Origin of the sequence: Chryseobacterium sp. (assembly GCF_019236175.1) — a bacterium.
GTDB lineage: Bacteria > Bacteroidota > Bacteroidia > Flavobacteriales > Weeksellaceae > Chryseobacterium.
This window is the reverse complement of record NZ_JAFAJM010000009.1, coordinates 1-12,334: the sequence shown is the minus strand read 5'-3', so window position 1 is coordinate 12,334 and position 12,334 is coordinate 1. Positions and strand designations below refer to the sequence as shown.

The window sequence follows — 12,334 nt, the reverse complement described above, 5'->3', positions numbered from 1 at the left end:
ATAAAAGATAAGTATTTTAAAGATAACAGCTTAAACAGAGCTTTTAAATCTATAGTCGTAGAATTACGACATGAAATCGTAGAATTACGACAAAATTTCAGATTTATCTTCAAAAGCTTTTTTTTCAAAACCAACGGCTTTATCTTTGTTATATAATTATCGAATAACAATTTATTACTAACGATTAAAATTTACCAATCATGGCAGAAAGAAATTCAAGAGGAATCTTAAAATTCAACGGCGGAGAAGGACAGAAGTTATTAAAGATGAACTACAGCGTTTCCAGATCTACAGACGTATCAGGACGTGTAGCATCAGATCCTTCCAATGCATTAATTAAAGTTACAGTAGAAGCTACTGAAAAATCAGACATTTTAGAGAGTTTATTAAACGGTAAATATAAGCCTACAAAAGGGGAAATTACATTTAACAAATCTCACGAAGAAGGTACATTAATTACTTTAAACTGGGAAAACGGATATGTGATTCAGCACGAAGTAGAATTCGATGCAATCGACAGCAACAGTATGTTGATCAGCTTCGTTATCAGTGCTGAAACAATCGACTACGGTAACTCTCAGTATGCAGGATTATGGCCGGGTAACTAAGTTACATAGACCCTTAGAAACTAATTTATATAAAACAGTATGCCCATTGAGTGTACTGTTTTTTATGCATATCCTTGACTGTGATCCTCAAAAATTTCAGCTTTCAATGGTCAGGCGCCAACTCTCAACTTTACACCTTCAGCGCTAAACTCTCCCGTTCACACTAGCAACTTTCTTCCTATTTTCATATATTTGTTCATTATAGATAATATGGAGGCAACACAAGATAAAAGGCTGTTTCTCATCGATGCTTATGCGATGATTTTCAGAGGATATTACGCACTGATCAGGAACCCGAGACTTACAAGTAAAGGACTGGATACTTCTGCCGTCTTTGGTTTTACCAACTCTCTGATCGAGCTGATCAGAAGAGAAAGACCCACTCACCTCGCAGTAGTTTTTGATGTGGGACAGGCAAGTGTAAGAACGGAAGATTTTTCAGATTATAAAGCGAATAGAAGTGAAACTCCCGAAGCCATTAAAATTGCTGTTCCATATATTCACAGGATTTTGGAAGCCATGCATATTCCGATTTTAGGAGTAGAAGGGTATGAGGCAGATGATGTGATAGGAACTATTGCCTGTAAAGCAGAAAAAGAAGGGTATACCACTTTTATGGTAACACCGGATAAAGACTTTGCACAGCTGGTTACCGATAAAATCAAAATTTATAAACCGGGTTTAAAAGGTGGCGATATAGAAATTCTGGGAGTAGAAGAAGTAAAGGCAAAATATGAAATTGAAGATCCGAAACAGGTGATTGATTTTCTTGCCATGATGGGGGACGCTGTAGATAATATTCCCGGGCTGGAAGGAGTAGGAGAGAAGACGGCAATGAAGTTCCTTAAAGAATTCGGAAATATTGAAACTTTACTGGCCAATACCGATAAACTGAAAGGAAAGCTGAAAGAAAAAGTGGAAGCTTCCGCAGAACGTGGAATCCTTTCTAAAAAACTGGCCACCATTATTTGTGATGTACCTGTAGAATTTCATCAGGAACAGTACGATCTTGAAACTCCGGATTTTGAAAAAGTAAAAGAAGTATTTGAAGAAATAGAATTCAGAAGACTCTATGAAAACCTTTACCGGGCTTTCGCTCCCGCAGCTACAGAAACGGTGGTGGTAAGCGAAGTAGAAGTAAAACAGACTTCCGCAGGGACAGAAGTAAAGGGACAGGTGATGCAGCTTGACCTTTTTGCTAATTTTGAAGAACTGGACCAGGCTACTTCTACCAAGTCCAGCATTGAACATAATGATCACCTTTATCAGTTCATCGATAATCCGAAAGCTCAGAAAAAATTAGTAGACAACCTGCTGAAGCAAAAAGTGGTTTGCTTTGATACGGAAACGACTTCATTAAACGAGCTGGAAGCAGAATTAGTAGGGATGAGTTTCTCTTATAAAAAAGGACTGGCTTATTATATTCCCTTATCAGAGAACAGAGCTGAGGTATTACAGACTCTTGAGATTTTCAGACCGTTTTTTGAAAAAGAAGACCTGCTTAAAATTGCTCACAATTTAAAATTTGACTATAAAATTTTAAAACAGTACAATATTACCGTTAAAGGTGCCATGTTTGATACCATGATTGCCCATTACCTGCTGAATCCGGACGGAAGACACGGAATGGATTATCTTTCGGAAGTATACCTTAATTATAAACCGGTTTCCATTGAAACTATTATAGGGAAAGGAAAAAAACAGGGAAACTTCAGAGATGCAGACCTTAAAACGCAGACTGATTATGCGGCTGAAGATGCAGACGTAACTTTCCAGCTCTATGAACTGTTTGCTCCGCAATTGAAAAAAGAAAACCTGGAGGAACTTTTCTATACTATCGAAATGCCATTGATGGAAGTACTGGCAAAAATGGAACTTGCCGGAATTTCTCTTGATGAAAAATGGCTGGCTCAGGAAAGTATTGATCTTGAAAATGATCTAAGACAGCTGGAAACCAAAATTTTTGACCTTTCAGGAGAAGAATTTAATATGAACTCTCCGAAACAGCTTGGTGAGATCCTTTTTGAGAAAATGCAGCTGGATCCAAAAGCCAAGAAAACAAAAACCGGACAATATGCAACTTCGGAAGATGTCCTTCAGAAGCTTTCTTCAAAACATGAAATCATCACGCATATTCTGGAATACAGAACTTACCAGAAATTAAAATCTACCTATGTAGATGCCCTGCCTTCACAGATCGATAAAGCAGACAACAGAGTACATACTAATTTCTCACAGACCACGGCTGCAACAGGACGTTTGGCGAGTGTAAATCCTAACCTGCAAAACATTCCGATCAGAACACTGAGAGGACAGCAGATCCGTGGAGCCTTTGTTTCCGGAGAAGGAAAGAAGATTATCTCTGCCGATTATTCACAGATCGAACTTCGTCTTATCGCTGAAATCTCAGGTGAAGAAAATATGATCAAGGCATTCCAGAACGGAGAAGATATCCACGCTTCCACGGCAGCAAAACTATTTAAAATTCCTCTGGAAGAAGTTTCCAAAACCCAGAGAAGTCAGGCTAAAACGGTGAACTTCGGAATCATCTATGGACAGGGAGCTTTTGCACTGGCAGAACAGACAGGATTATCCCGTACTGAAGCGAAACAAATGATTGAAGCCTATTTCGAAACCTATCCTAAACTGAAACAATATATGGCGGAACAGGTAAATAAAGCACGAGAGGCAGGATATGTGGAAACTATTTTAGGAAGAAAACGTCACTTGAAAGATATCAATTCCAATAACTTTGTGGTGAGAGGTCATGCAGAAAGAAATGCAGTGAATGCTCCGGTACAGGGAAGCGCAGCAGATATTGTAAAAATTGCAATGATTAAAATAGACCGTGAGCTTGAAGAACAGCAGTTAAAAACCAAAATGCTGCTTCAGGTACATGACGAATTGGTATTTGAAGCTCCGGCTGACGAAATAGACGCCGCTTCAGCATTAATTAAAAAAGAAATGGAAAATGCTTTAAAAACACAGGTTCCTTTATTGGTAGAGATCGGAGTAGGGGATAACTGGCTTGAGGCTCATTAATAACAACAGAAATTTTAAAACAATAATAAAGCCGTCCGCCTGAAAAGCGGACGGCTTTCATGTTTAGCCATTCAATATATAAAGATAATTAATGGCTCTTTTTTATTTCTTTATAATGTAAAAGAAAAATACAAACACCTCCAAGAATAATAGCGGGAAAAACCGATTGTGAGAAGGTATAGTAAATTTCTGAACTGAAATCATAGGTGCTCCAGGAAGACTCCCGGTCCACAAAAATACTGTAGTTCCAAAAAAACCAGAGTATAACGAGGATTAAAAACTCAACCATAGCTTTGATATACATCTTTTTAATACAATGCAAAACCCTAAAGCCTGCGGATAAAAATAAACCGGTAAGAAGAGAAAGAAAAACAGCGTCCTCGAAAAAACTGCAATCCGGACAACCACTGGAAATCCGGTTTGAGAATATTCCCATGGACCAGTACATCTGTGCAAAAGTTACTCCTGAAATAATCACAGTAGTGATGAGCATCCTTTTTAAAAAAGGAAGTGCTTTCTTGAATTTAGGTGGCGGTGTAGGGTTCAAAGTGTCTTTTATGGCGAGTCTATTTATTTCCTTGAATTGGTGATAAGCTCATCAATTTCTTTCTGCATTCTTTTCTTCCAGTCTTTTCCATTTCTTTTCGTAAGATAAGGAGTGACTGTTTCCGTGTACTTTTTTCGGGCTTCCATATCCATAGGATCGATGATACAACCTGTATTCTGATAAACGATCCCGTACTTTTTCCTGATATTGTCAATGCTGTTAAGAATTTCCTGGCTCTGAAACGGAAGAGAAAGTCCACCGGCATCAGTAAGCATAATCTTATTATTTTGAATGTCTTTTTCTGCCAGCCGGAAATAAGAATTTTTCATTCTGGCCAGTTCTTTCCTTTTCTCTGTCAGCTGATTTGTCGACAACCCAATGAAAAAAAGCAAAATAATACCGTTGATAAGTGGAAAAATTCTTAAAAATTTTGATTTGAAATTCAGGCCCCGAAAAGGTAAACTGCTGATGAGATAAGATACCAAAGCTGTTCCGGCAAGGATGACAGCCAGGTATTCTAATCTGCATTCTTTAATACTGTATACAGCATTAAACTTCATCGGATATTGAGTGAAATAATATTCAAGAATATATGCCGCTGTTAAAAGCAGAATGATGATCACATTAATGAAAATAAACTTCTTATCCATTAAGGCTCAGGTTTTATTTACACATCAAACTCAATCTCACCGATATAATACAATTTGTTTTCCTCTCCATCCACAGAAACAGGATTAGGGATAATAAATCTGCTGGCAAATATAATCACATTGACAGGCGTATCCAGGTTAAGCTCGTTAAGCTTCTTTTCAAGAACAGGAAGCCACTGGTCAGCATAAGAATATTCTGAAAACTTTTCATACAGTCCGAGTCTTTCGTCTTCAAAACCATATTCCACAAAATCATCATCAAACCATTCTATATTCTGGGATTCTGCGAACTTTGAAACATACTGGTCTTCAGTCTCTTCTTCCATATAATAACTCTCATCCTCTTCTACAAAAGCATAAAAGTCTTCTTCATTTTTAAAATATCCCAGCCAGAAGTGTGAAATTTCTTTGTCCATAATTTTTATTCTAATCTTTTTAATTGTTCACTTGCATCAATGACTTTTCCTAATCTGGAAAGTCTTGTCTTTTCTTGTTTTGAAACGTAATATTACGAAAGTTTTCCATTAAATATCCTATCATTGGATAAAGTGTGGATAACAAATGGTTTCATAAAAATTTTTATGTAATTTTATTTTTTAGGTTTAAATTAAAAACTATGGAATTTCTTCAGGATCATTATGCCGTTAAAAACGAGCTGTTATTGATATTAATTTCTGTTATTCTGGGATTGCTGATTGGTGCAGAGCGGGAATATCGTAATAAATCTGCCGGGCTTCGTACTTTTATCCTGGTTTGCTTTGGATCCTGCCTGTTTACTATTCTTTCCATTAAAATAGGGGTTGCCAATCCGGATCGTCTCGCAGCCAATATCATTACAGGGATCGGATTTTTGGGTGCCGGAGTTATTTTTAAAGGAGAAAATAAAATTGAAGGAATTACCACGGCCACTACCATCTGGGCTACTGCATCTATTGGAATGGCAGTAGGTTCAGGATATGTTTATTTTTCTCTTCTGGGAACAGCTTTGGTCCTTGTTATTCTGAGTGCTCTGACCTATTTACAGAATTTTATAGATAATTATCATAAGATCAGGGAATATAGAATATCCGTTACAGCATCAGGAGATGTGAAGCATTGTGAAGAAATGTTCAGAAATCATCATTTAAAATATCTGATGATCAAACAACAGTATACCCAGGGTAATTTAACGGTTATCTGGAGGCTCACCGGAAAAGGAACCCATCATGAAGACTTGATGAAAAATCTTGTAGATGATCCTAAAATCATAGCCTATCAGTTTTAAGACAAAGCAAAAAAATAAAGGCCTGAGCCTTTATTTTTATTTTTTCTTGAATACATACAAATCCTTATTAGGACCGGTGATTTCTTTTCCATCCATATCCAGCTGGATCAGGATGTTTTCCCCTACTTTATATTTGTAATTGGCTGTTTTACCTTTTAATGTAATCATACTTCCTGTTTTATCCCATTCAAAAGACCCTTTTTCCTGATTTTTTGAATTTCTGTCAAGGTATTCTTCAGTAATGCTGAACGTTTTATCATTATTTAATGTTAATGAAGTTTTGATTCCCGGGCAGTCTGCACAGGGAACCACGGCATTATAAGTTCCGCTCCAGTCCAGTGCATTTTCGGAAGTATCTCCCATAGCACTTGTTACAGCATGTGAAGCAGTATCTGCCGGCATTGGCTGAACAGCGGTAGAATCCGTTACAGAACCTGCGTCTTCAGCTTTTTTTTCATTTTTTGCACAAGAGGTAAGGAACAGAGCAGCTCCCATTCCAAGGATAAGCATTTTGTTTTTCATCGTAATAATCAATTAAATATGTTTTTTTATTAAGTTGACTAGCAATGATCAAAAACTGAGCCATGGCATGAGAAGGGCGATGAGGGGATAGCTTACCGATAATAATTGATGGTTTAAAGTTGAAGAGCGGAGATTTTCCGAAATCTGTCCTCCATTATTTTCTCTCCTGATTCTTTTACCCCGGATCTTCTCTTCCGATTCTTATCCTTTTTCATATTTAAAATCTTCAAAACAACTTTTACAGTTGTTTTCTTGAAGTATTCTTATTTTTCTTCGTAAATTCGGGCAAAATTTTGATTATGACAAAAAAGATACTTTTATCTGTATTTCTTTTGCCGGCTGCAATGGCATTTGCACAACAATATGGAGGAATGTGGATTCCTACAGAACTTAATGAAAGGGAGATGAAGGATTTGGGAATGAAGATTTCTGCCAAAGACATTTTCAACCCTCAGAAGCCGAGCATAAAAGATGCAGTAGTACAGTTTAATGGCGGATGCACCGCAGAGATCATTTCGCCTAAAGGTCTGGTATTAACCAACCACCACTGTGGTTATGGGCAGATTCAGGCGCATTCTACAGTTCAGAATGATCTTCTTTCTAATGGTTTTTGGGCTAAAAATCCGGACGGAGAACTTCCAAACCCCGGAGTAAAAGTAGATTTTATCGTAGATATTAAAGAAGTTACCAATCAGATTTTAGAAGGAACAGACAATCTTACAGAGCCTGAACTTACTAAAAAAATCAATAACAATATCGAGGTTTACAAAAACTCTCAGAAAATTGAATCCTATCAGTCGATCATGGTAAAGCCTATGTATTATGGAAACAAATACTATGCTTATACCATCGAAACCTATAAAGATATCCGTTTGGTAGGGGCTCCGCCTCAAAGCATCGGAAAGTTCGGTAGCGATACAGATAACTGGGTTTGGCCAAGACATACAGGAGATTTCTCCATGTTCAGAATTTATGCAGATAAAAATAACAGACCTGCAGAATATTCAAAAGATAACGTTCCTTACATTCCAAAACATTATTTACCGGTTTCTATAAAAGATAAAAATGAAAATGATTTTACTTTCGTTTTCGGATTCCCCGGGAAAACCACAGAATATCTTCCTGCCATTGCTGTAGAGAAGATCATGAAAGATATTGACCCTGCCAGAATTGCCGTTCGTGATGTTGCTTTGAAAACACTGGACGAGAAAATGCGTGTTGATAGCGAAACGCGTATCAAATATGCTTCAAAATATGCCTCGGTAGCCAACTATTGGAAAAAATGGATCGGTGAAGTAGAAGGATTGAAAAAATCCAATGCCGTTGAGAAAAAAGTAATGTATGAAGGTTCTTTAGTCTCTAAAAACCCGGAAATTAAATCAACGTTAGATCAGCTCAATAAGCTTTATAGCGACCAGGCTCCTTTTGCTTTAAATAATGCCTATTATACCGAAGTGGTAAAAAATGCAGAAACATTAAAGCTTGCAGGTGATTATTATGATTTCATAGCTTCCGTAGAAGCAGGAAGAATGGATGAAAAAGAGCTGACCAAATTAAAAACGAAATTAACTTCTTTTTACAAGGATTACAGTGCAGAACTGGATGCCAAAGTAACCGCAAAATTATTGGCTTTGTATGCTAACAAGACCGCTACTCAGTTCTTACCGACAGGATTCAATAAGTATAAAGATGAAAATGCAAATATTCCTGTGATAGAAGATATGTCTAAAAACTCTATTATTACAGGCAGAACAGCCGTAAACGGAGCGGCATTAACTACCGATATTGATAAAGCATTTTCAAATCAGGATAAATTAATCAAAACCCTAAAGAAAGATCCTATCTATCAGTTGTATGTTTCAATGAAAGAAACATATACAAAGACTGCTGATCCGCAGTATACTACGCTTCAGACCAAAATTGACGCCCTGCAAAAGAAATTTATGGCTCAGCAGATGGAAACGGATAAGGACAGAAAATTCTTTCCCGATGCGAATTCAACCCTTCGTGTAGCATATGGAAAAGTGAAAGGCTCTAGCCCCAGAGATGCCGTTTCTTATGGATATCAGACTCACTTGGCCGGTGTAATGGAGAAATACGTTCCGGGTGATTATGAATTTGATGTTCCTAAAAAGCTGATTGATCTTTATAATAAAAAAGATTTTGGAATTTATAAAGATAAAACCGGAGATGTTCCTGTAGGATTTACAGCAACGAATCATACAACCGGAGGAAATTCAGGAAGCCCCGTATTGGATGCCAATGGAAATCTCGTAGGTCTGAATTTTGACAGACAATGGGAGGGAACGATGAGTGATATCAATTATGACCCCCGTTTCAGCAGAAATATTATGGTAGATACAAAATACATACTGTTTATCATTGAAAAATTTGCTGACTCTAAATGGTTGGTTGATGAAATGAAAGTGATCAAATAAAAATGTCAATCGTATACATATAAAAAAATCCCGGACTTGTCCGGGATTTTTTTTATGGGATTCTGTCTCATATTTAGTGACCGAAAATATCTTGCAGGCTTACTTCCGTAAAATTCCCCATTTTATTGACCGCTTCCATATTAAGATTTTCCTTTTTACCGATAATAGCAGTATTAAATTGTACAGGCTTGATCTCCGTTTGATAAAACTGTTGAATATCTTCAAATTTCAGACTTTCAATCTGTTCATAGATATTTTTCCGGTAATCATGGTAGATATTCAGCCTTTTTAATCGTAAGGTATTGAAAAATATATTGTTTCTTGTTACTCTGGTTGATGCAATCTGCTTCAAAGCAGCATTTTTAGCATTTTCAAACTGAATAGGTACCTCAGGCAGCTCATTCATCAGTTCACTTAAGGTATCAACGGCAATCATCAGTTTATCCGGTTGGGTTCCGATATAAGTGCTGATATAATCCGGATGATTCAGCTCCGCATTAGCACTATAAGAAACATAAGCCGAATAAGCGAGACTTTTACTCTCACGCATTTCCTGAAAAACAATAGAAGATAAGCCTCTGCCAAAATATTCGTTGAAAACATTGATCTTTCCAAAATTGGATGGGTTGACAGGGTTTCCTTTTCCGGCCTTGCTCATTTCCATCTGAACCATATCGTAATTGATAAAATACACATTTCCTCCCGTATCAGCTTCAGGATAAAGCTTTGCTTCAGCGATCTGAAGACTTTCCGTCTCAGTATATCTTTCAATATATTGTTTGAATGACCCAAAATCTCTTCCATAGAAAAATATCTGATAAGGATATCTGAACAGTTTTTTCATACGGTCAGTAAATACTTCAGCCTTACTATTTTCAAGCTCTTCCTTTGAAATCACATCTGTGAAACGCGAGCGATTACCCAGTTTGGTATAATTGGTTAGAGCAGTCATGATCCGGTTCTTATCTTTTTTAAGAGCCTGACGGTTTTCCAGTAAAGTTCCGACAAATTGATTATAGATCTCCTGATCAGGCTTTACATCATACATCCAATGTTGTAAAAGAGCAATCCCTTTTTCTATATTTTCCTCCAGCCCGCTTAATGAAATCAACAGCTGATTATTTGTTGTTTTAAAATCATTATTAATTCCGATTTTAAAAAACTCCTGTTTCAGATCTTCCGGAGAAAGTGTATCCGTTCCCAGATACTGCAATAACTGAGTCGAAAGTCCTAAATCCCGGTCATTATCACTTCCAAAAGGAAAAATAAAATGAACCTGTGCAAGATCATTGTATTTATTTCTTACAAAGCTGATCTTTTTATCTTTAATAACATCAGTGGTAATTTCTTTTCCATAATCAATAAACTCAGGCTGTATATCTTCCGTTTTATCAGCTATAATTTCTTTTAAAAACTCAGACTGTACATCACGATGGATTTTAATGGGCGTAATTCCCGGATTTTCAACGCGAACTAATTTATCATTTACTCCCTTCTCCTTATAAACAATAACGTAATTATCCTTAAAGAATGTATTGGCAAAATTGACCACATCTTCTTTAGTAAGAAGTGAATATTCATCCATTTCATTAAGCTCCTGTTCCCAGGTTCTCCCTTTTATATAAGAATCATAAAGATTAGTAGCCAGCCCTTCTGCCGTCTCCAGCCCTTTTATTCTCTGAAGCTTAAAATCATTAATGATAGCAGGAAGCATCCAGTCGGGAAAATCTCCCTTTTTAATAAGCTCAATTTCTTCCAGTACCATTTCTTTAGCATCGTCCAATGTCTGTGTCTCCTTGGGAACAGCAAAAATAGAAAGATAGCCGTATTGTTTTAAACCTACCGAAAAAGCCTGAGCCCAAAGCAACTTTTGAGTTTGATTGATATGGAGATCCAGTAAGCCTGCCTCAGGTCGGTTGCTAAGAATATTCGCAACAATATCAGCAAGCATGGCCTCTCTTGTTCCATAGCTGTCCGTTCTCCATGCCAGCTGGATCCTTTGAGTAGTAGGACTTTTTACCGTTTTTCTGACGATCTCTGTAGCAGGAGCCTCCACAACCGGTGTTTTTTTAGGAAGCTCCCTGTAAGGAATCATTCCAAAATATTGATCAACCAATTGAATAGTCTCTTCAAAATCTAAATCACCCACCAAAACCATTGCGTAGTTATTGGGAACATAATACTCATCAAAATACTTATGAATGGCTTTCATAGAAGGATTCTTCAAGTGCTCCGGTTTACCCAGTGTCGTTTGCTGTCCATTGGGATGAGTGGGAAATAATGCATCCATCAGTTCATAATTCACAAGCCTTGTATCATTATCCTGCGCTCTGTTGAATTCCTCATATACCGATTCCAGCTCCGTATGAAAAAGACGTAATACAATTTCTGAGAACCTTTCCTTTTCTATCTTTAGCCATTTCTCGAGTTCATTATTCGGAATATTATTCTTATAAACCGTTTCATCAAACCAGGTGTGGGCATTTGTCCCGCTCGCCCCTAAAGAAGAAATAGCTTTATCATACTCATTAGCTATAGCATACTGACTTGCCTCCTGGGATACCTGATCAATCTTTTGATAAATTTCTTTTTTCTTCTCAGGATCCTGTTCTGCTTTATGAGCTTCATAAAGATCTGATATCTGATTCAGAAGTTCCTTTTCTTTATCCCAGTTTTGAGTACCTATTTTAGAAGTCCCTTTAAACATCATATGCTCCAGATAATGAGCCAGCCCGGTATTATCAGCAGGGTCATTATTACTTCCGGTTCTTACCGGAATGAAAGTCTGAATTCTGGGAGCATCAAAGTTCTGAGCAAGGAAAACCTTTAAGCCGTTCTTTAATAAATAGATTCTTACATTATTTTCATCGTGAGTTACCGTTGTATATTCGTAATGGTTTTTATCAGTATGAACCGTTTCTTTATATTTTTTGTCTAGCATATAGTAAATCATTTCATTCCTTGATATCCGGAATGTATTACAAATGTAAGGAATCAAATAAAAATGCTTGCCGCTTTTTATCACTATTACATCTATTATGATAGTTGAAAAGGTAAATTACAGGTATATCCTCTACAGTTTATCAAGAAATAAAGACTTTCATCACCCGGTTGCCAATCCTTTCCCGTATATTCAGGAGCTTATACCCGCTATCCGCTCATACTCCTCGTGCCGCGTTTCCCTCGCCATGCCTTTCATCTTTCCATTCCTTACTGCGGGGTACCCGCTTCTATCGGGGCTAGATATGGGAAGCGAGCCAAGA

The 12,334-nt window shown here is 37.2% G+C and carries 10 protein-coding genes; 5 read left to right on the top strand and 5 right to left on the bottom strand.

The annotated features are described in order from the left end of the window. Positions 1-200 precede the first annotated feature (200 nt). Both tssD and polA read left to right on the top strand, forming a co-directional pair. Positions 201-608 (top strand): type VI secretion system tube protein TssD, encoded by a 408-nt coding sequence (gene tssD, locus JO178_RS07505; RefSeq protein ID WP_291933741.1) that lies wholly within the window; start codon positions 201-203, stop codon positions 606-608. A gap of 210 nt (positions 609-818) precedes the next feature. After that, positions 819-3,650, top strand: coding sequence for a DNA polymerase I (polA, locus tag JO178_RS07500; RefSeq protein ID WP_291933738.1), 2,832 nt, complete (start codon positions 819-821; stop codon positions 3,648-3,650). Between the two features lie 88 nt (positions 3,651-3,738). Here polA and JO178_RS07495 read toward each other — a convergent pair whose 3' ends face one another. Genes JO178_RS07495 through JO178_RS07485 form a run of 3 tightly spaced genes read right to left on the bottom strand, consistent with a single transcriptional unit; the run spans position 3,739 to position 5,263 of the window. Continuing rightward, positions 3,739-4,197: a hypothetical protein gene (locus JO178_RS07495; RefSeq protein WP_291933736.1), complete on the bottom strand. Its 459-nt coding sequence runs from the start codon at positions 4,195-4,197 to the stop codon at positions 3,739-3,741. Between the two features lie 23 nt (positions 4,198-4,220). Continuing rightward, a complete protein-coding gene (locus JO178_RS07490) occupies positions 4,221-4,847 on the bottom strand; it encodes a hypothetical protein (protein ID WP_291933734.1) in 627 nt (208 codons plus the stop codon). Positions 4,848-4,864: 17 nt separating this feature from the next. After that, complete coding sequence (locus JO178_RS07485; protein ID WP_291933731.1) at positions 4,865-5,263, bottom strand: immunity 22 family protein; 399 nt, start codon at positions 5,261-5,263, stop codon at positions 4,865-4,867. A gap of 200 nt (positions 5,264-5,463) precedes the next feature. Here JO178_RS07485 and JO178_RS07480 point away from each other — a divergent pair, with 200 nt between their 5' ends. Then, positions 5,464-6,111, top strand: coding sequence for an MgtC/SapB family protein (locus JO178_RS07480; RefSeq protein ID WP_291933728.1), 648 nt, complete (start codon positions 5,464-5,466; stop codon positions 6,109-6,111). A gap of 36 nt (positions 6,112-6,147) precedes the next feature. Here the strand turns inward: JO178_RS07480 and JO178_RS07475 are convergent, their stop codons facing one another. Next, entirely contained in the window at positions 6,148-6,633 is a 486-nt protein-coding gene (locus JO178_RS07475) for a copper resistance protein NlpE (protein ID WP_291933725.1), read from the bottom strand. A gap of 299 nt (positions 6,634-6,932) precedes the next feature. Between JO178_RS07475 and JO178_RS07470 the strand changes: the two genes are divergently transcribed. Then, positions 6,933-9,071: a S46 family peptidase gene (locus JO178_RS07470; RefSeq protein ID WP_291933724.1), complete on the top strand. Its 2,139-nt coding sequence runs from the start codon at positions 6,933-6,935 to the stop codon at positions 9,069-9,071. A 73-nt stretch (positions 9,072-9,144) separates the two neighbouring features. On the opposite strand, the gene JO178_RS07465 is transcribed toward JO178_RS07470, so the two are convergent. Then, entirely contained in the window at positions 9,145-12,012 is a 2,868-nt protein-coding gene (locus JO178_RS07465; protein WP_291933721.1) for an insulinase family protein, read from the bottom strand. A gap of 97 nt (positions 12,013-12,109) precedes the next feature. Between JO178_RS07465 and JO178_RS07460 the strand changes: the two genes are divergently transcribed. Further along, a partial coding sequence (locus tag JO178_RS07460; protein ID WP_291933719.1) for a hypothetical protein occupies positions 12,110-12,334 on the top strand: 225 nt, incomplete at its 3' end.